Raw genomic sequence first — 25,515 nt, 5'->3', positions numbered from 1 at the left:
GGCCCGGGGAATCGTTCTCCGGGCGATGGACGCCGAAGGGACGTCCGAGGTTTTTTAGAGGGGGGTTTTGACGCCGCAGGCTCGGAGGGCGCACCAGGATCGGCGCGCCTCAAAGAGCATAAACAGCCCGGCCACGGCCAAACCAATCGGAAGGGCGCCGGTGCTCCAGGTCCAGGGGCGGGGGAGAAACGCCGCCGTTCCCAGGGCCAAAATCAGAAAAATCCATCCGCCCCGGGCGCGAGCCCGGCGGCCGTTCTCATCGATGTTGGGGGTGAACATGGGTGTATTGTACCACGGCGGCGACCGACCGGTCAGCCGATTTTGTGGGATTTCGAAACGGTTTGCCCCGCCATCTGCGCCAAGATTTCCCGAAATCCTTCCACCGCCTCTTCGAATTCCTCGGGTTGGATTTTAGGGGGCGGCGGCGTTTTGGCCGCCGGGACCGGAGCGGGCGCGATGGGAAGATCGAGGGCCGGCGGGGCTTTTGCCGGCGCTTCCGAAGGCGGCATCGCGCCTCGGGCGGGCGCGGCGGCCGGCGCCGGGGCGGGGGGCGGCGCGGCCTTGGGCCGGGTCAACTGAATCGCCATTTCGCCCAAACTGGTCGCCAAATCGGTCAGTTCGTTTTTCCCCGGGAAGCGCCAGGGAACGTTTCGTTCTCCCTGAGCCACCCGGTCCGCCCAGGACTTCATGAGTTGAATGGGGTGAATGACGGAACGGTAAAACGAAACCAAGAACACCAACCCGAAGAACACCACCAGGCCCACGCCCGCCAAAAGGGACCAATGATTTCGTCGCAGTTCGGCCGTCATGTCCTGCTCGGCCTGAATGGCCGAGGCCTCGGACCGATTTTTGGCGTCGGCGATGGCTTTGAGGGCGCTGACGCTGGCCGGCACAAAATCCGATTCCACCAGCGCCATGGCTTCCGTTCGCCGCCCCTTCTCCATCAGCGCATCGATTTTTTCCGATGGACCGGACAAGGAGTCGAAGGCCGCGGCGACCGCGGGGAGGTCGGGGTCGTTGGCCTCCCGACGAACCGCGGATTTACGCCAAACGGCGAGGCGCTGGAGCACTTGGGTCCCCGCCTGTTGAAATTGAAGTTTTTCCGCCTCGTCGTTGAGCAGCACGTAGTTTTGAAGGGCCCGCACCCGCCGGGTGACGAAGTAATCGATATCGGCCACCGCCGCCCGGGTTCGGGCCGCCCGACGGCTGTCGTCAAAGGCCCGCTCTTCTTTTTGGATGTTCAAATAACACCAGGCGCCCACGCCGGAAGACACGGCCAGGAAGAAAAGGGACGAGAACGCGATCTTGGTGCGGATTTTCATGGGACGGGGACTATTTTCCGCCTTTTAATTTCGCCAGTTCCTTCTGGGCTTCCGACAGGTCGATGCCGGCGCGGGCGTATTTCTTGATCATCCGTTCCAACAGGGAGATTTGCTCCTGGGCGTCCGCGCCCTGGGCGGCGTTCTTGCGGTAAAAATCCAGGGTCAAACGATAATCCGTGGACACCTGAGCCAATTCGGTTTTGACCTTTTCAACCTCCTTGAAGGCCCGCGACAAATCAATCCCTTTGTCCCGATAGGTCGCGGTCAAGGCGTTCAGTTTCTCAAGCCGGGCGGTCAACGTCGCGCCCCGCTCCACTTGAACCTGATACCCCCGGTAGGCGGCGTCAAAAGCGGCGGCGTATTCGCGGAGGGCTTTTTCCCGGGCCAGGCGCGCCCGTTCCTCGGGGGTCAGCACCCGGTTGGCCGGGGCGGCCGCGGGTTTTTTCAATTCGGCTTCTCTTTTCAACCGGTCGATTTCCGCCGTGTATTCCTGGAGCAATCGATTGCGTTCGTCCTTCACGAAAGCGGATTCGGCCTCGGCCAACCGCAGAGCTTCCTCCGCCCGCGCCGTGGCGTCCCGTTCCTCGACGATCAACGCCAACAGTTCGTCCTCGGCCGGCGCCCGGCCGAACTTGTAGGACAATCCGATGTTGTGGGTGTTGCCGGTCTGGTCCAAGGCCCCCAGGGGAACGGTGAAAACGTAATCCAAAACGACGCCGTTGACTTCGTAGCCCGCGCCCAAGGTCACCTGGCGGTAATCGCGGCCCCCGAAACCGGCGCCACCGCGAAGGCTCAAGGTGCCGTAGCGGCGGAAGAGCCACCCGCGCTCGACCCCCAGGTGAATCCGATTGTCGGGCCGGCTGTTCAAAAACGTCCGCCGGGTCAGGTCGGCGCTGACCGTCATGAACTTGGGCTGATACGCCACGCCCATCCGGGCGATGAGCGGCAATTTTTCGTCGTTCGCGAGGCCCAGGTCGGGCCGGTTGAGGTTGGCCAACGCCAGGCCCAATCGCCACTGGGGAAAAAGCTGGTACAGGGCGCCCACGTCCAAGCCAATGGCGGTGGCGCCGTGGCCGCCCTGAAACACCGGGTCGATGGCCCCGGTCCGGTTGCCGGGGTTGTTGCCGGAAAAAGCGTTTAAAGTGTCGGCGGTGTCGCCGAACACCCGCTGGAGCGATTTGAGTCCGACCCCCAGGGACAATCGGTCGGCCAAGAGGGAGCGGCCGTAGCCCAAAACGAGTTGCCGTTCCTTGTAAAGGGAATCCACGCGAAATTCGGTGTATCCGACGCCGGCGCCCCCCCAACGGCCGTCGAAGGGCAGGGGGCAGGCTCCGCCCAGGAACGTCAGCGCCGTTCGGGTTTGATCGGAAAGGTTGGGGAAAAGCCGGGCGTAATAGGCGGTCAACTCGGGGCGCGGCAGCAACGCCAAACCCGCCGGGTTGTAGTAAAGGCCGTGAACATCGTCGGCCACGGCGGTGAAGGCGCCCGACAGAGCCGCGGGCCGCGCCCCGACGGAAAATTCGTCGAAGGCCCGCAGGGGCCCGGCGGTCAGCGCCGCGGCCAAGAAGAGGCGCCCGGCCCGGGTGGCGCGAAGAACGCTGGCTTGAGTCATAACACCACCACCACGACGCCGCGGATCCATTGGCCGTCTCCTTGGATTTCAAACAGGTAAGGGCCGGAGGGGACGACCCGCCCGGACCGGTCCCGTCCGTCCCACATCAAACTTTCGGGCGTGGGGCCGAAAGCCCCGGCGGGGGCCAGGTCCGACACTTCGCCGCCCGACACGTCCAACACCCGGCCGGTTACGTCCGACAGGGCGGGGTTGCTGAGGGAAAAATAAACGACGTCGTTGATGCCGTCGCCGTTCGGGGAGAAAAGCCGGGGGAGGACGCCGTTGGTGTTCAAGGTCAGCGCGCGCAAGGGCATCCCGGCCAGGGCCATCGCCCCCGCCAACGCCGCGCGGCGTCCCCATCGTCGGTGAATCCTCATCGTTGTCTCTCCGGGTGCGGGCTCATTGCGCCACCACAACGGTGCCCGTGAAGGTTCGTCCTTCGCCTTCGATCTTATAAATGTATACCCCCGCGGGAACGATATGTCCAGTCTTATCCCGGCCGTCCCAGGCCAGGGCGTCGGGGCTGGGCGCGCCGGCTCCGGCGGCTTGCAGGTCCGCCACCCAGCCGCCGGAGAGATCCAAAATCTTACCGGTGAAGGAAGACCCCTTGGGGTTGTCCAGGGCGAAGAAGACCCGATCGTTCACATCGTCCCCGTTGGGCGAGAAAACCCGGGGGAACACGGCGGCCCGGTCCAGGGACAAGCCATCCGCCTTTTGATAGAAGCGAACTTGATAGATGCCGGGCAGGCCCGTGTCGAAACGGACGGTGCGCAGGGTTTCGTCCACGTTCGAAGGATCGATTCCCAACTTGACCCAGGCCGAGCCGTTCCACCAGAGGACGCCGATGTTGGAGGCGTTGGCCCCGGCGTTGGCGGCGTATTGCAAGGTCACGTTCATGTTGGGCCGGGACATCGCGAAGTCCGCGTTGGCGGCGGCCCCCGGCCCGCTGAAGGTCAAATTGTAAGTGCCCAAAGTACGGGCCGCGTCCCGGTTGTAGGCCGGCTGGCTGTTGACGCTCATCCCGATTAGGAGGTCGCCGCCCGCCTTCACCTCCGGGATCAGCCCTTCCGGCACGTAGGCCCGGGTCATGGAACCGTCGGTGGATTTGCCCACCAGGCCCAAGATGGCCGTCGGCGTCACGTGGAGGAAATTGGAGTCGATCAGGGGAGACCGATTCCCCGAATTGTCGACCGCGCGAATCACGTAAAACACATCGTTGATCGGATCCGGCGTGAAGGAGAATCCGCCCCCGATGCCGGGAGTGGAGACGACCAAACCGAAGGACCCGAAGAGGTCCGTGGAACTGTGGATTTCGTAGCCGACGATGTCGGTGGCCGGAGTGCCATCGGTGTTGACCGTGGTGGAGGACCACGTCATCGTGTAGAGGCCCGCGTTGTTCGCGAGCGCCACGCCGGACACCGGGGCGGGAATTTCGAAGTCCGTGGGCCCGGTGAGCACGGTGGCCTGCGGGGCGGTGGTGTCGATGGGCGAGAGATTGCCGGTGGGATCCAGCGAGCGGACCCCGAAGTAGTAGCGGGTGGTGGGCGCGAGATTGACCACCATGATTTCGCCGTTCCCCGGGGTTTGCGGGACGGGCGGGAAGGGCGCGGTGGAGGCCAGGGTCCACCAGAGGGCGGAATTGCCGCCCAGGCTCGCGATGGAGAAGGTGGCGTATTTGACCACGTAGGATTGAACGGCCTCGCCGTTCAGGCCCACAGCGTCCTCGTCGGGCGCGGTCCAGGTGAGCACCGCTTGACCCGGGGTCACGGTCGACGAGGCACTGACGTCGGCGATGGCCGCGGGCGGGTCGGCGTCCACGATGGAGACGGTGAACGACAGCGAGTCCGTGGGGGCCGCTCCCAGGGGGAGGCCTCCAAAGACCAAGAGCCCCTGCAACAGGGTTCCCCACAGGAACCCCGGCAGAAGCCGCCGGAAGATCGTTCGACCGTTTGTCGCGCTCAAGAGTCGCTCAACTCCTTATCCTTAGGTACCTCTATTAAGGCGTTTCCCCGGGGGGTCGCCGATCGCCCCGCCGGTTGGAACCCTTTCGGAAATGGGGAATCAACGGGATCCCCTCATTCCGTGGTCACGTAGACCCGGGAGTAATACTGAAGCGGGATTCCCAGGTCGGCCAATTCCGCCGTGATCAGGAATTGGAATTTTTGCCCGTGGTTTTCCGGCGCGTCCGGAATGTTCAGGAAAAGCTTCACCGGTTTGACTTGGTTCGGCTTGACCTTGACGACCGCGGGTTTCATGGACAGCCATTCGGGATGGGGTGGATCGGTCCATCCCGGTTCGCGCAAACTGGCGATAACGCGGTTGCTGGCGAATTTCAGCTTGACCGGATCGTCGCCGCGGTTGGTGATTTTCAGCGTCCCCCCCAAGACCTCCAGGGCGATGGGTTTGCCCAAGGGCACTTTGTCCAGACGCAACGTCGGCGTCATGTCCAAGTCCAGCTTGCCCACCGCCACGCGGTTTTTCTCCTTGGCCAAGGCGCCCGGTCCCATGGACCCGACCGAGAACCGGATGTAATGGTTCACCGCCAGGGCCAATTGCCCGGTGCCGAGACTGCGCGCGTGCAGGTTGATTTGGTAGTGCTTGCCGATCAGGGCCGGGTCCTTGGGCACGGACAGGATGACTTCCGCCGTTCCGATGTCGCCGGCCCCCAACCGGAACCGATTGGGCACCACCTGAACCCACTCCTTGGTCGGAGCGGGCTCGTAGCCTTCTTTGGGGTCGATGTGTTGCGGGCCCGGGAGCTCCACGTCCACCACCACGTCCACGGGAAAGTCGGACTGGTTGATGACGACGTAAGGCATTCCCTTGGCCTGCCGGAGGTTCAAGACCATCCCCGGGTTGACGTTTTCCAGGACGATGTCCGGGAAACGGACCCCCAAAGACAGCTTCGCCCAAAGAGGGACGGCGATGACCGCCAACCCCGCCAGGGCGCCCCACCGCGTTCGACGCTTCAAACCGCTTGCCATGTCGTTCTCCATTTTTTGTCGATGTTGTTCGTGCTGTCGTTCATCGGGCGTAAACGAACGAAACGACGTCCGCCCCGCCCGGGATTGTTATTGAGCCTCGACTTCGACCGTGAAGGACCGCTGGGTGGCGACGCTCGAAGACGTCGGCATGTCCAGCCGGAACCACAGGCCCCGCGTCGCGCCCGCCAAGACGCCCACGCCGCTCTGCGTGCCCGTGTAGTTCGTCCCCGTGGACACCCGGCCCAAGCCCGCGCCCGCCGACACCACCACGTCGTCCTGGCCGCCGCTGGAGTTGAAGTCCGCCGACACCGGCGCCGCCGCGTTCAGCAGGGCGTACAGGGCGTAACGGTCCGCGCCCACCGTGTCGCTGGCGACCCACACCCCGTCGTCCACGCTCACCCGCGCCGCCCAAGTCGCCGCCAGCGTTCCGTCGTTCGTCACCGTGGACGACGACGAAATGTTGCCCGTCGTGGCCAGGTTCAGAGCGCCGAAGTCGTAGCTCACCCGGTCGATCGACAGGCTCTTCGTCCCCGTCGGCGTCACGGTCAAAATCACCGTGTCCGTCGTCGCCGCCATCGCCGCGCCCGCCATCACCACCACCGCCCCCGCCATCAAGAGCCCTTTCATCCGTTTCATCATGTGCGTCCTCCCTCGTTGTCCGCTTGACGCCTCTCCGCCGCCGCGGGTCGGCGGGAAAATACCCCGCCGACCCGGCGATCAAACCTAGGAAAGGCTCATCCAAACCGTGCCGCTGGTGTTATTGGGCCTCCACTTCGACCGTGAAGGACCGCTGGGTGGCGACGCTCGAAGACGTCGGCATGTCCAGCCGGAACCACAGGCCCCGCGTCGTGCCCGCCAAGACGCCCACGCCGCTCTGCGTGCCCGTGTAGTTCGTCCCCGTGGACACCCGGCCCAAGCCCGCGCCCGCCGACACCACCACGTCGTCGAAACCGCCGCCCGAGTTGAAGTCCGCCGACACCGGCGCCGCCGCGTTCAGCAGGGAATACAGGGCGTATCGGTCCGCGCCCACCGATGTGCTGGCCACCCACACCCCGTCGTCCACGCTCACCCGCATCGCCCAGGTCGCCGCCAGCGTTCCGTCGTTCGTCACCGTGGACGAAGACGAGATGTTCCCCGTCGTGCCCAGGTTCAGAGCGCCGAAGTCGTAGCTCACCCGGTCGATCGACAGGCTCTTCGTTCCCGTCGGCGTCACGGTCAACACCACCGTGTCCGTCGTCGCCGCCATCGCCGCGCCCGCCATCACCACCGCGCCCATCATCAGAAGCGCTTTTGCCATTTTCTTCATGTGTTCCCTCCTAGGGTTTGATGCGACTCGAATTTGTTTCGTTGTGTCATCGTGTTGAACAAATCGGGGATGGGGGCCTGGATTGGAGAAAATCGCGCTTCGGACACGGGAAATCGATCGGACGATCGAGGGGAAGGTGCGCGTAAAGCTCATCAGGGCCTCCAGGGTTTCGGTCTTGGTGTATAGCTATTAGCCTGATCTGAATCATGTATAGCCCCTGCATAGCTTATTTGCAAGGGATCTTGGCATGGAATTTGCTTTAGCGCGAAAGGCAATAAAGGCAAAAAAAGGCACTTTCGAACTTCCCTTGCGCCGGACCGGCTGCGAACTGGTAAAATGGGCCCATGCGGGCCTCCACGCGCCTTGGGCTATTGGCCCTGATTGTCCTTCCGGCCTTCGCGGAAATTCGAGGGGAAGACGCCGCCCCGCGGCCCGTCCTCGTCATGGACGTGAACGGTCCGATCGATCCGGCGGTCAAAAACCATCTTTTGAGCGGCTTCCAACGGGCCGAGGCCCTGGGCGTCGGTGCCGTGATCCTTCGCCTGGATACGCCCGGGGGGCTTTTGGACGCCACCCGGGACATCGTCCAGGCCATGATCAACGCCCCCTACCCGGTCATCGTTCACGTGGCGCCCCGGGGCGCCCGGGCCGCTTCGGCCGGCGTTTTTTTGACGATGGCCGCGGACGTGGCCGCTCTGGCCCCCGAAACCCATCTGGGCGCCGCCCACCCCGTGAATTTGGGCGGGGGCCCGACGGGAGGATCCGCCCCGGCGCCCTCCACGGGCACCGCCGACGTCCTGGGCGAGAAAGTCCTTTCCGACGCCGCCGCTTACATCCGCGGATTGGCGACGGCCCACGGCCGCAATGCCGTCTGGGCGGAAGACGCGGTGCGCCGAAGCGTTTCCCTGACGGCGGAGGAAGCCCTGGCGAACCACGTGGTGGATTTGCTCGCGGCGGACGAAACGGAATTGATGGATCGGCTCGAGGGGCGGGTCGTCCGCAAAAACGGCCGGACGTTCACTCTGCGATTTCGCGGCGCGACCCGGGTCGATCACCCCATGAGCGCCGCCCAACGGGGCCTTCATGTGCTGGGCCACCCGAACATCGCCTACCTGTTGCTCGTTCTGGGATTTTACGCCCTCGTGTACGAGTTCGCAACGCCGGGGGTGGGCCTGGGCGCCATCGCCGGAATCACCTGCCTGGTCCTCGCTTTCTTTTCCCTTCAAATCCTCCCGATCAACACCGCCGGGCTGGTGCTTTTGGTCGCCGGATTGATCATGATGGCCGTCGACCTCATCGTCTCCTCCCACGGGCTTTTAATTTTCGGCGGCCTGCTGGCTTTCGGCCTGGGCTCGTTCCTCTTGTTCGACGGCGATTCGCCCGCGGGGCGGGTGTCCTGGCCTCTCATCGTCGGGACCTTGGCCGGATCGGCGGCCTATTTCGGCTTGGCCCTCCGGAAGGTGTTCCAGGCCCGGCGGGCGCCGCCGCGCACCGGCGCGGAAAGTCTTCGGGGCCAAACGGCCGAAGTGCGGCCGGACGGTTTGGTGTTCGTCCAAGGGGCCCTCTGGACCGCGGACGGGGTGGAGGCGTTTAAACCCGGCGACCGGGTGAAAGTTTTGGAAGTGCTGGGGACCCGCCTTCGGGTGGGGCCGCCGTCTTAAGACGTTCGTTCATCGAGAGGAGAACAACACATGTTTGGATTCGGCATCGGGTTTCTGCCCATCGCGATCATCGCCTTCATCGTCATCGTGAACGCGGTGCGCGTGGTTCCGGAGTACGAGCGCGGGGTGATTTTCCGTCTGGGGCGGGTGATCGGCGCCAAAGGGCCCGGACTGTTTTTCCTGTGGCCGCTGATCGACCGGATGGTCAAGGTGGGCTTGCGGACGGTGACGTTGGATGTGCCCGTTCAGGAGGTCATCACCAAAGACAACGTCCCCTGCCAGGTCAACGCCGTGTGCTATTTCAAAGTGATCGACCCCGTGCGCGCGGTGATTGAAATTCAGGACTTCATGCTGGCGACCTCGCAGATCGCCCAAACCACCCTGCGGAGCGTCCTCGGCCAGGTGGAATTCGACGAGCTGCTGTCGCACCGGGAGAAAATCAACACCACGCTTCAGAAAATCATCGACCAGCAGACGGACCCCTGGGGCATCAAGGTTTCCATCGTCGAAGTGAAAGACGTCCAGGTGCCCGAACAGATGCAGCGGGCCATGGCGCACCAAGCCGAGGCGGAACGGGATCGCCGGGCCAAGATCATCGCGGCGGAGGGCGAATTCCAGGCCTCCCAAAAATTGGCCGAGGCGGCCAAAATCATCGCCGCCGAGCCGGTCACGCTTCAGTTGCGTTACTTGCAAACGGCGGTGGAGATCGGACGGGACAAAAACACCACGATCCTTTTCCCCCTGCCCATGGAATTCATCAGCATCCTGACGAACATGGTGACCAAAAACAAGAATTGATCGGCGGGAGAGATCGAATCCGCCGGCCAGCGGGCGGAATTTAAGTCGGAAAAACCGGCGGGGTCTTCCCGCCGGTTTTTTCTTTGTACGCCCCCCGGGTCCAGGGGCGAAGCGCGGCGCCGTCCCAGATTTCGGCCTGGGCCAGGGATTCCTCGATCAATTGGGGCATGTCCAACTGCTCTTCCAGCCGCCGAACGACGGGGGTGGCCACGTTGGTTTTGGGTTTTTTGGCCATGAGCGAACAGCAGTCTTTGTAAGCGCGGATGGACGGTTCGTAGGTGCCGATTTGCTGTGCCAGCCGGACGATGGATTCTTTGTCGTAGGCGATGACCGGCTGAAAGACCGGCAAGGTCAGTTCCGTTTGCACGGCTTTTAAATTTTCGAGGGTTTGGCTCGCCACCTGGCCCAGGCTGTCCCCGGTGATCAAGGCTTTGTAGCCCTCCCGACGGGCCAGGGACTCGGCGGCGCGGAACATGAAGCGGCGGAAAAAGACGGTCTCGTATTCGACCGGCACCGCCAGGGAAGCGGCCACTTGATAGCGGTCGTGGGGAACCAGGTAAAGCTTGGACGACGGGCTGGTGGCGCGCAGCACCCGGTCCAATTCGAAAATTTTCGAATCCCGAACTTCCGCCGCCGACCGGAATGGATGAAAGTGCAGGTAGTGGACCCGGGCGCCCCGGCGCATCATGAGCCAGGCCGCCACGGGCGAATCGATCCCCCCGGAAAACAGGCACAGGGTTTCCCCGGAGGATCCTTTGGGCAACCCCCGCAATCCCTGGGTTCGCTCCGCAAAAAAACAAATTTCCTTGGTGAGGATTTCCACGTGAACCGCCACGTCGTGGTGGTCCAAATCGACGGACAACCCGGTGTCTTCGCCGATCCTCTTTCCCAGCCGCACGCAGATGTCCTGGGAAGACAGCGGGTAATGCTTGACGGCCCGGCGGGCAAACACCTTGAACGTTTTGGCCTGGGGAAAGGAACGCACGAGCGCCACCGCGGCGTCCGCCAAGGCGTCCCATCCCGGGTTCCCCGGCCCCCAGGGCAACAACCGGCCGAAGGCGAACCAGGCCACTCCGAAGACTTTTCCCAACTCGGCCCGGACGGCGTCGGGCGAATGGTTTTCGGTCAACTCCACGAGCACCCGCGCGGACTCCAGCCGCACCCGCCCGGCGTGAACGGGCGACAGGCGCGCCCGAATGTCTTCCATGAGCTTGCGCTCGAACATTCGGCGATTTCCGCCTTTGAGGCCCAGTTCCGCGTAGTGCACGACGACGACGTTCATGGACGGCATGTTATCAAAATCGCCGGATCACGTACGGGACGGCAAGCTCTTGCAAAATCCGTGCCAGGGGGTATGCTTTAGAGATGAATCTCTGTACTTCTTATGGCGAATAAATCGGCGAAAAACAGCGTGCCGCTTCTTGGGCCCCGCTCTTTCCTTTCGGCCGGGGGCCTCCTCGTCTTTCTTTTGCGGGGGAACTTGCCCGTGGCCCTGGCCCTTCCCTACAACCCGGCCCAAATCGAAATCGAGCCGGTCACCGCGGCGGATCGCTTGACCCAGGGGGGCGTCGCCTGGGGCGACATGGACGGCGACGGCGACTTGGACTTGGTGATGAGCGGACAGACCTCCGGTGGAACCCGGCAACTGCGCGTCTACACCAACGGCGGGGCTCCCGGGTTCGCCATCAACGCCGCCCAAACCGAGGTCTTCGGATTGAACAACGGCTTGGCCGCGGGCGAAATCGCCCTGGGGGATTTGAACGGCGACGGGCGGCTGGACATCGTGGTCACCGGCAACCGTGGCGCGGCGGCCACCCGCCAAATCCTCGTGGCGATCAACAACGGGGCTTTGTCGTTCACCCAAAGCACTGTGGACGCCGGATCGGGATTGGACGGCGGCGAGCCGGCCCTGGGAGACTTCGACAACGACGGGGACTTGGACTTGGCCGTGAGCGGATTGGACCCTGCGGGGGCGCGGCAGTTTCGGGTTTACCGCAACAACGGCAATGGGACTTTCGACGCCAATCAAATTGAAGTGCCGGGCGCGGCGGGCAACGGCTACGCCACCCGAAGCGCGGTGGCCTGGGGCGACTACAACAACGACGGATTTTTGGACCTCCTGGTGTCGGGCCAGGCCGCCGCCGGACGCCGGCTCCATCTCTTTACGAACAACGGCAACGGGGGGTTCACCGGCCCCGTGGACCCCACGACCGGCGTGGGCGGTTTTTCCGACGCCGACACCGTGTTCGTCGACCTCAACAACGATGGGTTTTTGGACATCGTGGCCATGGGCCTGAGCGCCGGGACGAACGCCCAGTTGCGCGCCTACCGGAACAACGGCGGTCCCGGTTTCACCTTCACCGCCTTCGACATTCCCGGGGCGGTGAACTTGGGTTTCCGTAACGGCGCCCTGGCGGTGGGCGATTCCAACAACGACGGCCAACCGGACATCGGCGCCATCGGGCTCCGGCCCGCCACCGGCAACGTGGAAATCTGGGTGTACCGAAACAACGGAGGGTTCGGTTTTACCCAATTCAACGTCGAAAGCGCGGCCAATCTGGGCCTTCAGAACGGCGGTTTGGCCTGGGCCGATTACAACGCCACCAACAGCGTCGACCTCCTGGCGTCGGGCTCCGACAACGCCGCGGCCCGGCAAACGCGGATTTACCAGAATCAAGTGTCCACGGCCGTTGCGCCGACGGCGCCCCCCACGCTCGCCGGTTCTTTCGCCTTTTCCACCGTTGGGTTTTCCACCGCGATCTTCAAATGGGACCCCGGAAGCGATGCCGGGGCCGGCGCCACGGGGGCCAACACCCTGGCCTACGACCTGGAAGTTTCCACCCTTTCCAGTTTCGCCAGAACCACCATATCCATGGCCAGCACCGCCACGCCCCGAATGGGCAATTATTTTCGACCGCCCAAAATCTACGACGGAAACGCCCGCCACGGGGTGGTTTTACGCTCCACCCAGCCCTGGGCCGGGAACAACGCCCACCCGGGCCTGCGGACGGACACCACGTATTATTTCAGAGTTCGTACCGTGGACGCGGGACTGCTCCAAAGCGGACCAAGCGCCTCCCAAACCCTGTGGACGGGCGTTCCCCCCACCACCTCGACCCTGGTGGCGGCGGCCGGAACGGGGCCGGGAGACATCGTCCTCACCTGGACCGCGCCGGGGGACGACATGATTTACAACAACCTCACCGGTAATTACCGCATTCAATATTCCAGCAATATCGCCACGGCTTGGAGCACCTCCACCACGCCCTCCGGGGCTTACACGACGACAATCGCCACCGGCGCGGTTGTGGGCGCTGCCCAGCGAACAACGGTAACGGTGACGACCAACGACACGTATTACATCGTGATTTGGTCCCAGGACGATGTGGGGGAATGGTCGGCCATTTCCAACGTCGCCAACACCACGCCCGGCGTGATTCTCCGTTCGGTGACGGTGACCGGTTCGCCTTACAATTTCGGCTCCTTGGCCGTCGGAGCCAGTTCGGTCACGGCCTCGGGGATCACCGTGACCAACAGTGGCAATGTGTCCACCACGTATTTTCTTTCAGCGGCCACCACGACCGCCGGAAGTCCGTGGATCCTTGGGCCCGCCCTTCCGGCGGGGCCGGATTCACCGGTGGTCGCGGGGGGTTTTCACGCCACCCGGCCCGGCGCGGGGCTTTTTGGGCCGGAGGACGTGCTCACCAACGCCTCCCAGACGGCTTCGGGAACGGCCTATTCCATCGACGGGACCCAGACCGGCGTCGCCGCCGGGGTCGGCCAAGTCCGAACGCTTTGGTTCAAATTGGACATGCCCACGACGTCCGCCACTTCGACGTCCCAAGACATCACGGTTACCCTCACGGCCAGTCCTTAAATATAACCTCTTGAAACAATCTCTAAATTCATTATCCTAATAGGATCAATGAATGACACCGCGCCACGCCATCGCGATCGGCTCATCAATTTCGTTTCATTCCGGGTCCTTCCCGCCAGCCTTTTTTCCTTCCTGGCTCTCTCCGCGGGTGCCCTGCCGTACAACGCCGTCCAACTCAACTTTGAAACGACCGCCAATCAACGATTGACCCTCGGCGGCACGGCCTGGGGCGACATGGACGGGGACGGCGACTTGGATTTGGTGGTGAGCGGCCAGGACGTGGGCGGCAACTACCAACTGCGCGTTTACGCCAACGGCGGTCCCGCGGCGTACGCCATCAACGCCACCCAGACGGAAGTGTTGGGCCTCAACAACGGATGGGCTTTCGGCGGAATCGCCTTGGGCGATTTGGACGGCGACGGCGACCTGGACGTCGTCGTTACCGGCAGTCGAAACACCGCCGCCTCCCGCATCATCGCCGTGGCGCGCAACAACGGGGCCCTGGCCTTCACCCAACTGACGGTCGACGCGGGATCGGGCCTTCAAGACGGGTCGCCGGCCTTGGGGGACTTCGACAACGACGGCGATTTGGACTTGGCCGCGGCGGGGCTGGATCCCGCCGGCCAACGTCAATTGCGCGTTTATCGAAATAACGGCGACGCGACTTTCAACGCCAATCAAATTGAAGTGAATGGCGCCGCCAACAACGGCTACGCCGCCAACGCCCGGGTCGCCTGGGCCGACTACAACAACGATGGCGATTTGGATCTGGTGGTCGAGGGCCAAAACGGCGCCGGCCGCCAAGTCCATCTTTATCGCAACCTGGGGTCGGGGGCTTTTAACGCCACCGCCGTCGACGTGACCGCCGGAGGCGGCGGTTTGTCCGATGGGGATGTGGCATGGGGGGATTTAAACGGCGACGCGTTGCTGGACGTGGTCGCCATGGGGTTTGACGGCACCAACAGCCAGCTGCGGGTCTACCGCAACAACGGCAACGACACCTTCACCACGTTCAACGTTCCCGGGGCCGCCAACCTGGGTATTCGAAACGGGGGTTTGGCGGTCGGTGATTCCAACAACGACGGTGTTTTGGACATTGCCGTCGTCGGCCTCCGGCCGGCCACGGGACTCGTCGAAGTTTGGCTTTACCGCAACAACGGGGGCTTCGGTTTCACCCAATTCAACGTGGAGAGCGCTGGGAACCTGGGGCTTCAAAACGGCGACTTGGCCTGGGCCGACTACAACGGGAACAACGGCATCGACCTGCTGGTTTCCGGCATCGACAACGCCGCGTTGCGACAGATGAGCGTCTATCAAAACAACGTGACGACGGCCGTCGCCCCCGGGGCCACGGCCGTTTTGGCCTCCACCTTTGTTTTTAGCGCCACCGGTGTTTCCACCGCGACTTTCAAATGGAATCCGGCCGCGGACGCCGGCGCCGGGGCCACGGCGGCCGCTCTTTTGGATTACGATTTGGAAGTTTCGACGCTCGCCACGTTCGCTCGAAAAGTCATCCCCCACGTCAGCACCGCGACGCCGCGACGGGGGAATTACAGCCGACCCCCGCTGATTTACGACGGCAACAGCCGCCACGGGGTTTATTTGGTGTCCACGGCCCCCTGGAACGCGGCCTTGGCGCACCCGGGCCTGCGCACCGACACCACGTATTATTACCGCGTCTACACCGTCGACGCCGGGCTGTTGAACAGCGCTCCCAGCGCCGCGGCCACCCTTTGGACCGGCGTCGCCCCCAACGCCGTCACGTTGACGGCGGGCGCGGGGGCCAGCGACGGCATCGTCAACTTGACCTGGACGTCCCCGGGGGACGATCAAAACCGGGGGAACCTGGTCGGCAACTACATCCTTCAATACTCCAGCAATGCCGCCACCGTTTGGAACCCCACTTCGACCCCCGCGGGGGCCTACACGTTGAATTTCGCTACGTCCATCGCGCCCGGGGTCGCCCAGAGCACTTCCGTCACGGTATTTGACAATGGGACCTGGTATTTCGTCCTCTGGAGCCGGGACGATGTGGGTCTGTATTCCGCCATTTCCAACACCGCCAGCGCCACCCCGCCGGCCCTGCATTTCAGTCCGCTTCAAATCGAGGTGGACGGCGTGGGCGGCGGCCTCCAAAACGGCGGCGTTTCCTTCGGCGATTTTGACAACGACGGGGACATGGACATTCTGGCCAGCGGCGTTTCGGCGGGGACGAACTATCAGCTCCGCGTTTACATTAACAACGGGGACAGCACGTTCAACTCCGCCCAAATCGAGGTCGACGCCCTCAATGGCGGTTTGTACACCGGCGGCGTCGATTGGGGCGATTTTGACGGGGACGGCGATTTGGATATTTTGGCCTCGGGCATCACCACCGGGGGCGCGGCCGCGAACAGCCAACTTCGGGTGTATCGCAACAACGGCGGCGGGACCTTTGACGCCAATCAGATCGAAGTGGACGGGCTGAACGGGGGGCTGAACGCGGGCGACGTCAAATGGGGCGACGCCGACAACGACGGCGACTTGGACATACTCTGCGCGGGCCTCGACGCCGCCAACGCCCGCCAGCTTCGGGTCTATTTGAACAACGGCAACGGGACTTTCAATGCGAACCAAATTGAAATCGACGGGGCCGCCGGCGGCCTCCAGGACGGCATCGTCGATTGGGGCGACATCGACGGGGACGGCGACCAGGATATTCTGGCCCAAGGATGGAACGGCGGGGGCACCAGCAGCGAGATTCGGGTCTACCGCAACAACGGGAACGGAACCTTCGACCCCAATCAGATCGACGTGGATCCGGCCGCGGGGATTGACGGGTACAACGGCAAGCACAGCGCCCACTTCGGAGATTTCGACGCCGACGGCGATCTCGACATTCTGGTGGAGGGGGTTTTGGGAGGATTGACCGCCAACCGGGAATTGCGGGTCTATCGGAACAACGGCAACGGGACCTTCGACCCCGCCCAAATCGAGGTCAACGGGGTGGACGGCGGCAACTCCCGGGGCGGCGCCCAATGGGGCGACATCGACAACGACGGCGATTTGGACATTCTGGTGCACGGGTTGACCGGGACGACGGCCGGGGGCGTTCCGGAAACCCGGGCGTACATCAACGCCGGGGGCGGGGCCTTTACCCGGGTCGAAGTGGAACCCACCGCCGCGGACGACCTTTCCCTGGGGGGCCTGGCCGTTGGGGATTACGACGCCGACGGCGACATCGATTTTGTCGTGTCCGGCGTTGACAGCGGCGGCGGCAACCAACTGCGCGTCTACCGAAACCTTTCGACCGTGGCGAACGTGGCCCCCAACCCGCCCACGATCCTGAAAACCTCCTTCGTCTTCCAGCGCGTGGGGACCTCCACCGGGACCTTTATGTGGAACGAAGGGGTCGACAACGCCCCCGGCGCCACGCCGGAGGCTGGATTAAGTTATTACGTTGAAATCGCGACAAAAACGTCCTTTGTGCCCTTGGTCCAAAGCGGCCCCTTCGACCCGCCCAAGACCTACGACGGCGGCACGAAATACGGCATGGTTCTGAATTCGACGGAACCCTGGAATTCGCTGTCGACCAATTACGGGCTTCGCACGGACACCACCTATTATTTTCACGTCAAAACCATCGACGCGGGACTGATGGAAAGCGCCTACACCGCCTTGGCCGTCGCGACCAGCACCCTTTGGACGGGCGTGGGGCCGGCGACCTCGACCCTCGGCGCGGTCACGGGGGCTTCGCCGGGGTTGGTCACGTTGTCCTGGTCGGCGGCGGGGGACGATGCGATTTATAACAATTTGGTCGGGAATTTTCGAATCCAATACTCGACGATCGCCGCCACGGTGTGGAGCACGGCCACGACCCCGTCGGGGGCGATCACGCTGACGATCGCCACCACGGCGGTGGCGGGCACGTCCCAGGTTTACCCCCTGTCGCTCCCCACCAACGACCTCTATTATTTGGTTCTCTGGAGCCAAGACGACGTGGGCGAGTGGTCCAACATTTCAAACACCACGAGCGCCACCCCGGCCCTCATCAACCGGTCGGTGACGGTCACGGCGGGCGATCCGTACTTGTTCGGGTCGCTGGCCGTGGGCAGCAGTTCCCACACCGCCACGGCCGTCACGATTCAAAACGACGGCAACATCGCCAGCACCTACTCCCTTTCCGCGGCGACAACGACCGCGGGGAGCCCCTGGTCCATCGGAAACGCTTTGCCGACGTCGGGGGACGTGGTCGTGGTGTCGGGGGGGTTCCACGGGTCGCGTCCGGCCCTGGGGGCTTTCGGGCCGGAAGACGTCATCACCGGGACCAGCGCCCCGTCCAGCGCGACCCAGTTCTCGATCAACGGATCGGTGACGGGGGTCTCGGTGCCGGTGGCCGCCGCCCGCGACATTTGGTTCCGGCTGGACATGCCGACGACCTCGGCCACCGAGTCGCCGCAGGACATCACCGTCACCATCACCGCCGGGCCGTAACGTTAAACCCGAATTTTGCAATGGGCGTGAGGACCGAGACAGTTTCGACGAAGAAAGCGAAGGCCATGGGGGTTCCATGGACGAGCTTTCTGAGGAAGAAAAAGTCCGGTATCCTTTGTCGAATCCCGCGTCCTTTTGCAAAAGGCGGGTTAAAAACGGTTTTCGATTTTTAGGTAAAGGCCGCCCAGACGGGTGTCTTGGCGGTTGTAGGAGATGACGGCCCCGGGGGTGCCCGGCACCGACAGGCGCCGATTCCCTTGGCCGAGGATGAACCAGGCCTGCCACAAGGCCCCGGTTTCGACGCTGAACCGCCCCCGCCGCCAACCCAGGCCGGCTTCGGATTGGAAAATCTGCCCCGCGGAAGCGTCCGTCTTCGCGTCAAAAAGCTGAACGTAATAATGGGCGGCGGCCCGCCATCGAACATACACCGGCCCGCCGTGAATACCCGAAAGCCCGACGCCGAACCCTTCCGCTGAAATCTCGTTCACGTCGTCCAACCCGTTGGGCGCGGCGATCCCCTGCACGACGAATTCTTTCCGTTTAAATATTTCCCGGGCGATGGAAAAACCGACCTCGGCCTCCACCGGCCAACTTTCCAGCGGACGATGGTACGTCACGAATAAATTGGTGAATCCGACGTTTAAAAGGTCGGTTTGGTAATCTCCCCCCGCCACGTCCGGCACGCTCTCGGGGCGGAAGGCGCCTCCCCCAAAAACGCCCGTGTGCCAAAGGGCGAACCCCCAATACCCCGACGGATCGGCCTTTTGCCTCCACTCCAAGCGGTAAAGCGGGGCCCGCTGTTTTTCCGTTCGGTTCACGTAGCCCTGGGGCAGTATTTTTCCTTCCCCGCGGTAACGCAGGGTCGCGCCGGGAACCAGGGTCATGGACCAGGTTCCGCCGTCGGGTTCCACCGAATGGGCGACGGAGAGGGAGGCGACGGCCAGAATTCCGAGCGTCAGGGATCGAAGATTCATCGGTAGGCCCACCCCACGGAAAGATAGGGCCCGAAGAAATCGGTTTTGTTGATGGGGAGGGAACCCGCGGCGCCCGACGGAAGGGCCCGGCCGCCGGGGACCAGGATTTCATACATCTGACGGGCGTAGCCCAAACTCAAACGCAGGGGCCCCACCGCTCGGCCGGCCTCGAGTCGGAAAGAATAGGTGTACCCTCCCGAATGAATGCCGCCGCCCTCGGTGCGCCGGTTGTTCCGGGTCCAGAGCAATCGGCCCAGGAGAAGTTCGCCGTCCCAAAAATACCCGCGACGCTCCTCCGGCGGCAATAGGCGGCCGAAATGGACACCCAGGTGCGCGCCCAGGCCGGATTGGGTGTCCAAGGTGGACGACGGGTCGGCCGCGCCGTTGAACACGATGTCTTTTCGACGGAAACTCTGATACACACCGTGAACGCCCCCCACCGCCTCCACCGCGGAACCCGCCAGGGGTCGACGGACATCCACCCACAACGATTGAATCGATTGGCGGGTCAAACCGGTTTGGCGCAGGGGTCCCAGCTGGGTGTTTCCGTCTTCCTTAAAATAGGCCGAGCGGTTCACCCAGTATTGGGCTTGGAGGGAGAGTTTCGGGGCCAGGGGTTGCTGCCAGCGCAAACCGCCGGCGGGGGTCCAGGGTTTGACCTTGAGCTCCCACCCGTTGGGCACCTGGCGAAAACCGGTGCCTTCGTATTCCGTCCGAACCTGGGGAAGGTATTGAACGGACCATTCGCCGGCCCGGGCGCCCGCGGCAACCCAAAAAACGGCCGCGGCCAAAAAAGACTTCACGCAAACACCAAGCGTTCGTAGAGCCGGATCGTTTTGGCGACCATGTTGTCGATGGAATAATTCTCCACCACGTTGGTCCGGGCCTCCCGGGACATGCGCTGGGCGAGTTCGGGTTCCGTGAGCAGACGCCGGACCGCGGCCGCCAGGGCGTCGGCGTCGGCGGGCGGAACCAGAAGGCCCGTTTTCTCGTTTTTCACCAATTCCCCGTTCCCCCCCACGGCCGTGGCGGCCACCGGGATCCCCATGCACATGGATTCCCGAAGAACTCCCGAAAAACCCTCCCCCGCCAGGGACGACACCACGCTCGCGGACAAGGTCGAAAGAATTTCCGGCATATCGGTGCGAAACCCCGCCAGGGTCACTTGATCGTCGATGCCCAGGGCGTGGACGCGGTTCAAGGCGTCGCCCCCGTCGGTGTCTTTGCCCACCAGGAGGAAATGGGCCCGGACCCCCGCGTCCAATACTTTGCGGGCGGCTTCCAGGAAAAAGGACTGCCCCTTCCACCAGGAATAGTGGGTCAGGTTGCCCACCACCGGCACACCGGCGGGCAGGCCCAGGGAGCGGCGAACCGTTTCGTCCGGGGGACGGGGCGCAAATTTTTTAACGTCGACGCCGGAATAGATCACCTGAACCTTCTCCGGCGCCACGCCGCCGGCCACCAGCACCCGGCGAATATCGTCCGACACCGCGACGTACATCTTAATACGGCCGGAACGGTATTTCAGTTGGCTGAAGACGTTCCATTTTTTGAGTTTGAAAGAGACCCGGCGGGAAACCACGAGGCGCCGAACCGGCGCAAAGAGGGACGCCAAAAGCGCGATGGCGTGGGCCCGGGGATGGTGGGCGTGGACGATGTCGGGTTGAAATTCCCGGACCAGGCGCGCCAGCCGCCAAGCGGCGGGGACATCGTAATCCTCCCGCATGGGGCAGGTTTCCAAACGCACCGAGCCGTCGGCGGCGTGCTTGACGAGTTCCCCGTCGGGGGGGCAGAAAAGAGCCGCCCGATGGCCCGCCGCGGTGAGGCCCCGGCAAAGGTTCCACAATTGCACCGTTCCACCGGACCAGCTCCGGCTTTCGGTGACGTGAAGGACGCGCACGTTAGCGCCTGCCCGAAAACCGCGGGGCGAGGGGGAGGGACACTTATTCCGTGGCTTGGGCGGCGGCCGCCGCGGTGGCTTGTTCCCGGGCGATGGCCTCGTTGGCTTTGACCTGGGCTTCCTTGGCCTTCTGAACGTCGTACTTCAGGCTCTCGGTGTAACGGACCACGGTGTTGTCCACCTTGGGCGCGGGCGCCGCGGCTTCTTTGGGTTTGGACGTGCAGGCGGCGAGAAAAGGCAAAAGAAGAATTAGTCGTTTCATAGGGCCTCCGTTATTTTCGGGGAACTTTCAAAACCAAAACGGTCGAGGCGCCGGTATACTCCCACGCGTCCTGGGCCACGGCCCGCACCTGCAGGGGTCCCTTCGGCAAGGCGTCCCGGGAGAGGGTAAAGGCGTAGGGCGCGCCCCATTGGCGGCGTCCCGCCCGATGCCAGGAACGGCTGTCGGTTGAGAATTCCACCCAGGCGCATTCAATATCGGAGCCCGAGACCTCCGCCTCCAAAACAAGGCGCGGGTTGATTTCGGCGTCTTTGGCGGGGGGGCGCCGCCAGGCCACCCGGGGGCGCTCTTCCCGGGCGGGCACCAATTTAAGCGCCACGGCCGGTTCGTAGGAAACCACCGGGGTTTTCAAGGCTTCGGCGGGCGTCAGGGGCGGTTGACCGCGCACGGAATTGTTGAGCCAGGTGTCGACGACGCCGTTGGTGGGGCCCGCCGCCAGAATCGGAGCGTGGCGGGCGTCCCGGAATTCGTCGTCGGGGGAATAAACGGCCACGTAGTTGTCGCCGGTCGTTGAAATCGATTTGACGGGCACCTCGACCCAGAACCAGCGGGCTTCGCCCACGCCCTCCAGCGCGTTGTCCGCGTCGCCTTCCAACGGAATGTCCTCGGACATGGCGAGAAGATAACGTTTGCTTTGCGACCACGCCGGTTCGGGGCCCAGGGCGATGGCCACTTCGCCGGGGATCACCCGTCGCTCCCAGGTGGGCCGCCCGGGGATCGGCTCGGTTTTCATGGCCCCCAGCTTGGCGCCGACGAAAGCCCGGACGTAGGGACCCGACGAAGCGGCGGGCAGTTTATGAACCCAGCAGGTGTTGTGGCCGACATACCAATTGGCGTTCCAGCCGCCGTTGGCCAGGAGCGTGTAATCGTTGAGGTTGGGCAGGGACGACAACAGCTGGGGGACCGCCGCCGCGGACGGCTCGGCGTCGGCCGGCAACGGGGCCGGGAGCGTCAACACGGGGGGGGGCGGCGGGGGCGCCGGCTTCTCCGCGACGGTCGTCGTTCGGTTTTTGGAAATCCCGGGGGAGGTCGGAAACGGTGGGGCGCGCCGGGCGGGCTTGACCGGCGCGGTCGCGCACCCGACGGCCCACAAAGCGGCGAACAACCAAAGCGTGGAACGTCTCATTTGTGGTGGCCGCGGCCCCGCAATTGCTGGGTGAGGACCTCCAGGTCGTTGACGGAATAAAATTCCAGGCGGACCCATCCCTTGTCCTTGCCCCGGGAGTCCACCACCACCCGGCGTCCCAGGTGGCGCTGAAGCTCTTCTTCCAGCACGCGCACGTCGGGGTTTTTCCGTTTGGCCGGGCGAACGCGCTCCGGGGCGGCGGACCATTCGGCCACGAGGCGCTCGACGTCCCGCACGTTCAATTTTTCCTGGACGACGCGCTTGGCCAGGTCTTCCTGAAGCTGTTTTCCCTCGAGACCCAGCAACGCCCGGGCGTGGCCTTCGGTCAACAGGCCTTCCATGAGGGCGTTCCGGATCATTTGGGACAGTTCCAACAGGCGCAGTTTGTTCGCGATGCCGGACCGGCTTTTGCCCAGCCGTTTCGCCATGTCTTCCTGGGTGAGGCCCGCCTCGTCCATCAATTTTCGCATGGACTCCGCTTCTTCGATGGCGTTCAGGTTTTCCCGTTGAATGTTTTCGATCAGGGACAGCTCGTGGCGTTCCCGGTCGGTGACGGAGCGGATGACGCAGGGAACGTCCACCATGCCGGCCATGCGGGCCGCCCGGAGACGGCGCTCCCCGGCCACCAATTCAAACTCGCCGGGCACCGCCGAGGGCGAGACCAGGAGCGGCTGGGCCAAGCCGTGGATTTTGATGGAATCGGCCAACTCTTGAAGGGAATCCGGGGTGAAGCGAACCCGCGGCTGATGGCGGTTCGGGCGGATTTTCTCCACGGCGATCTTGCTGATGGAGGTGCGGTCGTCGCCGCCGCCCCCGCCCATCACGGGCTTCAACAGGGCTTCCAAGCCCCGACCCAACGCTTTGTGCGCCATCGCGATTCTCCCTTGACCCAGCTTACGAAGCCTTCACGGGTTCCGCCGCCGCGGGCACGGGAACGGGCGTGCCGCGCCGCTCCAGGAATTCCCGGGCGAAGGTCAAATAGGCCGACGCGCCGGTGGATTGCCGGTCGTACACGATCGCCGGCTGGCCGTGGCTCGGGGCCTCGGCCAGACGAACGTTGCGGGGAATCACCGTCTGATACACTTTGCTGCCGAAAAACTTTTTGATTTCGGAGAGGACCTGCTGGGCCAGGTTGGCCCGCCCGTCGAACATGGTCACCAGCACGCCTTCCAGCTCCAACCGGGGGTTCAAGCCCGCCCGGATTTTTTCGATGGTCTTGACCAGCATGGACAGGCCTTCCAGGGCGTAATACTCGCAGGGCATGGGGATGAGGACCGAATCGGCGGCCGTCAGGGCGTTCAAGGTCAGAAGGTTCAAGGCCGGGGGGCAATCGATGATCACGTATTTGTAGGCCCGCTGAAAACGCGACAGGGCGGCCGACAGCCGCGTTTCCCGGCTTTCGGCGTTGACCAGCTCGACTTCGGCGCCGTAGAGGTCCATGTGCGAAGGGATCACGTCCAGCCATTCCCACCCGCTTTCCCGGAGCACTTCCTCCAAGCCCGCGTTGTCCAGGAGCACGTGGTAAACGTGTTTTTCCAACCCGTCCTGGGCGATGCCGAGGCCCGAGGTGAGGTTGGCCTGGGGATCCATGTCGATCAAAAGAGTTTCCTGGCCCAGGTGCGCCAGGGAGGCGGCCAAGTTCACGGCGGTGGTGGTTTTCCCCACCCCGCCCTTCTGGTTGGCGACGGCGATGACGCGGGCCATCAGTCGAGGTCCATGTCGCGGGTCGGCCGTTCCAGGGGCTCCTCGGCCGCGCGCTTAAAGAGATCGTTGAAGGATTTTTTCAATTTGTCGCCTTTGGTTTTTTCGGTTTCCAGCGATTGCTTGAACAGTTCTTCCCGGCGCTCCGGATCTTTTTGAAGGGCCCGGGCCGCTTCGGTCAAGTCCGACACCGCCTTGGGTTTCGGGGCCTCTTTGAATTTGAGGACGGTCTGGGCGTCGCCGCTCACGGTCAAGGTCGCGCGGCAACAGGGGCAGGTGACGTCGAAGGCCGGCATGGGCGGAATTATACCAAAGTCCGACGGAAATCGATCAGTCCTCCAGGCGAAAAGCCACCGCCTGCCGGATTTTGACCGCCACCGCCCGGTCCCCCGCCTTGGCCGGGGAAAATTGGGCCAGGGCCAGGACTTTCTGGGCGGCCGCGTCAAACGCCGTCCCGGCCGACCGCTCCACGTCCAGGGAGCTCACCCGGCCGTCGCGGTTCAAGTGAAGCCGCGCCACCACCTGGCCTTCGTGGCCGGCCCGACGTTCCTCCTCGGGGTAGAAGCGACGGATGTTCCGAGCCATTTCTTCCCGGTTAAGAAGTTTTGGAAGTTCGGTCAAATAGACCCAGTCCACTTCCCCCTCGCCGCCCGTGCCCAGCCCTCCCAGTCCTTGGGAAGGCCCCTCCACCAACCCGGTGCCCGTGGAGGGACCCGTGGAAGTGGACAAAAGATTTCCCTCGATTTCCGGCGTCGTTAAAGCGGTGGTTTTGGGGCCGGGGGCGGTCCATTCGACGCCCTTGGCCGCCACGCCGCCCCCGGGCAGGCTCGGTCCGGGGGTGGGTTTGTCGACAACGGGAGCGCCGGTTCCGGGGTTGGCGGACAGGCGGGCCAGGCGGGGGTCGGCCGTCAAGCGGAAGGGGCGGGTGAGGTCGACTTCGATGGCGTCGGCCGTGGCCCAGAGGGGCGCGCCGTCGCCGTCCCCGGCCCGGTGGTTCAAAAATAAAAACACCCCCCCGTGCAGGGCCAGGGAAGCGGCCAACCCTTTTTGGAAAGGCGTCCAGGTCCGAAGATCCATCGACCCTCCCCTATTTCTTGGGCGCGGGGCGAACGTCCAGCGCCACCTTTTTGACACCGGCGGAGCGGATTGTATCCAACAGTTCCACCACGTCGCCGTAGGGCAGGCGCTCCTCGGCCGCCACGGAAACGTGGAGGTCCGGCTCGAGTTTAAGCCGCGTTTGCAATTCCTGCGTCAAGGTGGCCAGGGTTTGGGGGGTTTTTTCGAGGAAGATCTGCCCGTCGGCGGCGCGGGTCACTCGCAGGGCGGCGGTGGACCGTTCACCGGTCGCGGCCTTGGGCACCGCCACGGCCAGGGCCCGTCGGGAGATGAGCGGGGCGGTGGCCATGAAAATAATGAGGAGGACCAGGACGACGTCCACCAACGGCGTGACGTTGATGCCGGTGATCAGCCCTTCCCGCTCCTCGCCCCCCGCCGCCATAAA

At 63.9% G+C, this 25,515-nt stretch carries 23 protein-coding genes; 4 read left to right on the top strand and 19 right to left on the bottom strand.

Features of this window, described 5'->3' with window-relative positions:
* Positions 1–54: 54 nt before the first annotated feature.
* The 8 genes from IPP68_02590 to IPP68_02555 form a co-directional block, all read right to left on the bottom strand.
* Positions 55–279, bottom strand: coding sequence for a hypothetical protein (locus IPP68_02590; protein ID MBL0349249.1), 225 nt, complete (start codon positions 277–279; stop codon positions 55–57).
* 32 nt (positions 280–311) lie between these two features.
* Positions 312–1,322: a HAMP domain-containing protein gene (locus tag IPP68_02585; GenBank protein MBL0349248.1), complete on the bottom strand. Its 1,011-nt coding sequence runs from the start codon at positions 1,320–1,322 to the stop codon at positions 312–314.
* A gap of 10 nt (positions 1,323–1,332) precedes the next feature.
* Complete coding sequence (gene traF, locus IPP68_02580) at positions 1,333–2,934, bottom strand: conjugal transfer protein TraF (protein ID MBL0349247.1); 1,602 nt, start codon at positions 2,932–2,934, stop codon at positions 1,333–1,335.
* Positions 2,931–3,311, bottom strand: coding sequence for a hypothetical protein (locus IPP68_02575; protein MBL0349246.1), 381 nt, complete (start codon positions 3,309–3,311; stop codon positions 2,931–2,933). Before IPP68_02575 ends, traF begins: the two co-directional genes overlap by 4 nt.
* A 22-nt stretch (positions 3,312–3,333) precedes the next feature.
* Positions 3,334–4,896, bottom strand: a complete 1,563-nt coding sequence (locus IPP68_02570) for a hypothetical protein (GenBank protein ID MBL0349245.1) — start codon at positions 4,894–4,896, stop codon at positions 3,334–3,336.
* A 113-nt stretch (positions 4,897–5,009) separates the two neighbouring features.
* On the bottom strand, positions 5,010–5,918 hold the full coding sequence (locus tag IPP68_02565) for a hypothetical protein (GenBank protein MBL0349244.1): 909 nt from the start codon (positions 5,916–5,918) through the stop codon (positions 5,010–5,012).
* An 87-nt stretch (positions 5,919–6,005) separates the two neighbouring features.
* Positions 6,006–6,557, bottom strand: coding sequence for a hypothetical protein (locus IPP68_02560; GenBank protein ID MBL0349243.1), 552 nt, complete (start codon positions 6,555–6,557; stop codon positions 6,006–6,008).
* 118 nt (positions 6,558–6,675) lie between these two features.
* Positions 6,676–7,224, bottom strand: coding sequence for a hypothetical protein (locus tag IPP68_02555; GenBank protein ID MBL0349242.1), 549 nt, complete (start codon positions 7,222–7,224; stop codon positions 6,676–6,678).
* Between the two features lie 344 nt (positions 7,225–7,568).
* Between IPP68_02555 and IPP68_02550 the strand changes: the two genes are divergently transcribed.
* Together IPP68_02550 and IPP68_02545 are read left to right on the top strand one after the other, a co-directional pair.
* Positions 7,569–8,885: a nodulation protein NfeD gene (locus tag IPP68_02550; GenBank protein ID MBL0349241.1), complete on the top strand. Its 1,317-nt coding sequence runs from the start codon at positions 7,569–7,571 to the stop codon at positions 8,883–8,885.
* A 30-nt stretch (positions 8,886–8,915) separates the two neighbouring features.
* Positions 8,916–9,683 carry a slipin family protein gene (locus tag IPP68_02545; protein MBL0349240.1) on the top strand — a complete coding sequence of 256 codons (768 nt, stop codon included), beginning with the start codon at positions 8,916–8,918 and terminating at the stop codon, positions 9,681–9,683.
* A gap of 40 nt (positions 9,684–9,723) precedes the next feature.
* Here the strand turns inward: IPP68_02545 and thiI are convergent, their stop codons facing one another.
* A complete protein-coding gene (thiI, locus tag IPP68_02540) occupies positions 9,724–10,974 on the bottom strand; it encodes a tRNA 4-thiouridine(8) synthase ThiI (protein MBL0349239.1) in 1,251 nt (416 codons plus the stop codon).
* A gap of 120 nt (positions 10,975–11,094) precedes the next feature.
* Between thiI and IPP68_02535 the strand changes: the two genes are divergently transcribed.
* Positions 11,095–13,560, top strand: a complete 2,466-nt coding sequence (locus tag IPP68_02535) for a VCBS repeat-containing protein (protein MBL0349238.1) — start codon at positions 11,095–11,097, stop codon at positions 13,558–13,560.
* A gap of 48 nt (positions 13,561–13,608) precedes the next feature.
* Complete coding sequence (locus tag IPP68_02530) at positions 13,609–18,033, top strand: VCBS repeat-containing protein (GenBank protein MBL0349237.1); 4,425 nt, start codon at positions 13,609–13,611, stop codon at positions 18,031–18,033.
* A 149-nt stretch (positions 18,034–18,182) separates the two neighbouring features.
* Here IPP68_02530 and IPP68_02525 read toward each other — a convergent pair whose 3' ends face one another.
* From IPP68_02525 to IPP68_02480, 10 genes are read right to left on the bottom strand one after another with little or no spacing between them, the layout of a single operon-like run.
* Positions 18,183–19,007 carry a hypothetical protein gene (locus tag IPP68_02525; protein MBL0349236.1) on the bottom strand — a complete coding sequence of 275 codons (825 nt, stop codon included), beginning with the start codon at positions 19,005–19,007 and terminating at the stop codon, positions 18,183–18,185.
* A complete protein-coding gene (locus IPP68_02520) occupies positions 19,004–19,810 on the bottom strand; it encodes a hypothetical protein (GenBank protein ID MBL0349235.1) in 807 nt (268 codons plus the stop codon). The genes IPP68_02525 and IPP68_02520 overlap by 4 nt, the downstream gene beginning before the upstream one ends.
* Complete coding sequence (locus IPP68_02515) at positions 19,807–20,907, bottom strand: glycosyltransferase family 4 protein (protein MBL0349234.1); 1,101 nt, start codon at positions 20,905–20,907, stop codon at positions 19,807–19,809. Before IPP68_02515 ends, IPP68_02520 begins: the two co-directional genes overlap by 4 nt.
* 43 nt (positions 20,908–20,950) lie before the next feature.
* Positions 20,951–21,169, bottom strand: coding sequence for a hypothetical protein (locus IPP68_02510; protein ID MBL0349233.1), 219 nt, complete (start codon positions 21,167–21,169; stop codon positions 20,951–20,953).
* A 10-nt stretch (positions 21,170–21,179) separates the two neighbouring features.
* Positions 21,180–22,313 carry a hypothetical protein gene (locus IPP68_02505; protein ID MBL0349232.1) on the bottom strand — a complete coding sequence of 378 codons (1,134 nt, stop codon included), beginning with the start codon at positions 22,311–22,313 and terminating at the stop codon, positions 21,180–21,182.
* Complete coding sequence (locus IPP68_02500) at positions 22,310–23,185, bottom strand: ParB/RepB/Spo0J family partition protein (protein MBL0349231.1); 876 nt, start codon at positions 23,183–23,185, stop codon at positions 22,310–22,312. Before IPP68_02500 ends, IPP68_02505 begins: the two co-directional genes overlap by 4 nt.
* Positions 23,186–23,207: 22 nt before the next feature.
* Positions 23,208–24,017: a ParA family protein gene (locus IPP68_02495; protein MBL0349230.1), complete on the bottom strand. Its 810-nt coding sequence runs from the start codon at positions 24,015–24,017 to the stop codon at positions 23,208–23,210.
* Complete coding sequence (locus IPP68_02490; GenBank protein ID MBL0349229.1) at positions 24,017–24,310, bottom strand: hypothetical protein; 294 nt, start codon at positions 24,308–24,310, stop codon at positions 24,017–24,019. Before IPP68_02490 ends, IPP68_02495 begins: the two co-directional genes overlap by 1 nt.
* A 34-nt stretch (positions 24,311–24,344) precedes the next feature.
* Positions 24,345–25,091, bottom strand: coding sequence for an energy transducer TonB (locus IPP68_02485; protein ID MBL0349228.1), 747 nt, complete (start codon positions 25,089–25,091; stop codon positions 24,345–24,347).
* A gap of 10 nt (positions 25,092–25,101) precedes the next feature.
* A complete protein-coding gene (locus tag IPP68_02480; protein MBL0349227.1) occupies positions 25,102–25,512 on the bottom strand; it encodes a biopolymer transporter ExbD in 411 nt (136 codons plus the stop codon).
* Positions 25,513–25,515: the final 3 nt, after the last annotated feature.

It is taken from the genome of Elusimicrobiota bacterium (assembly GCA_016722575.1).
In the GTDB taxonomy this organism is placed as follows: Bacteria; Elusimicrobiota; Elusimicrobia; order FEN-1173; family FEN-1173; genus JADKIY01.
The sequence above is the reverse complement of the archived record's forward strand: the minus strand, read 5'-3'. Positions and strand labels throughout refer to the sequence as shown.

Bases quoted from the DNA above. Each gene is read 5' to 3' on its own strand.
- IPP68_02590 (MBL0349249.1), bottom strand. From the start codon at position 279: ATGTTCACCCCCAACATCGATGAGAACGGCCGCCGGGCTCGCGCCCGG.
- IPP68_02585 (MBL0349248.1), bottom strand. From the start codon at position 1,322: ATGAAAATCCGCACCAAGATCGCGTTCTCGTCCCTTTTCTTCCTGGCC.
- traF (MBL0349247.1), bottom strand. From the start codon at position 2,934: ATGACTCAAGCCAGCGTTCTTCGCGCCACCCGGGCCGGGCGCCTCTTC.
- IPP68_02575 (MBL0349246.1), bottom strand. From the start codon at position 3,311: ATGAGGATTCACCGACGATGGGGACGCCGCGCGGCGTTGGCGGGGGCG.
- IPP68_02565 (MBL0349244.1), bottom strand. From the start codon at position 5,918: ATGGCAAGCGGTTTGAAGCGTCGAACGCGGTGGGGCGCCCTGGCGGGG.
- IPP68_02560 (MBL0349243.1), bottom strand. From the start codon at position 6,557: ATGATGAAACGGATGAAAGGGCTCTTGATGGCGGGGGCGGTGGTGGTG.
- IPP68_02555 (MBL0349242.1), bottom strand. From the start codon at position 7,224: ATGAAGAAAATGGCAAAAGCGCTTCTGATGATGGGCGCGGTGGTGATG.
- IPP68_02550 (MBL0349241.1), top strand. From the start codon at position 7,569: ATGCGGGCCTCCACGCGCCTTGGGCTATTGGCCCTGATTGTCCTTCCG.
- IPP68_02545 (MBL0349240.1), top strand. From the start codon at position 8,916: ATGTTTGGATTCGGCATCGGGTTTCTGCCCATCGCGATCATCGCCTTC.
- thiI (MBL0349239.1), bottom strand. From the start codon at position 10,974: ATGCCGTCCATGAACGTCGTCGTCGTGCACTACGCGGAACTGGGCCTC.
- IPP68_02530 (MBL0349237.1), top strand. From the start codon at position 13,609: ATGAATGACACCGCGCCACGCCATCGCGATCGGCTCATCAATTTCGTT.
- IPP68_02525 (MBL0349236.1), bottom strand. From the start codon at position 19,007: ATGAATCTTCGATCCCTGACGCTCGGAATTCTGGCCGTCGCCTCCCTC.
- IPP68_02510 (MBL0349233.1), bottom strand. From the start codon at position 21,169: ATGAAACGACTAATTCTTCTTTTGCCTTTTCTCGCCGCCTGCACGTCC.
- IPP68_02505 (MBL0349232.1), bottom strand. From the start codon at position 22,313: ATGAGACGTTCCACGCTTTGGTTGTTCGCCGCTTTGTGGGCCGTCGGG.
- IPP68_02500 (MBL0349231.1), bottom strand. From the start codon at position 23,185: ATGGCGCACAAAGCGTTGGGTCGGGGCTTGGAAGCCCTGTTGAAGCCC.
- IPP68_02495 (MBL0349230.1), bottom strand. From the start codon at position 24,017: ATGGCCCGCGTCATCGCCGTCGCCAACCAGAAGGGCGGGGTGGGGAAA.
- IPP68_02490 (MBL0349229.1), bottom strand. From the start codon at position 24,310: ATGCCGGCCTTCGACGTCACCTGCCCCTGTTGCCGCGCGACCTTGACC.
- IPP68_02485 (MBL0349228.1), bottom strand. From the start codon at position 25,091: ATGGATCTTCGGACCTGGACGCCTTTCCAAAAAGGGTTGGCCGCTTCC.
- IPP68_02480 (MBL0349227.1), bottom strand. From the start codon at position 25,512: ATGGCGGCGGGGGGCGAGGAGCGGGAAGGGCTGATCACCGGCATCAAC.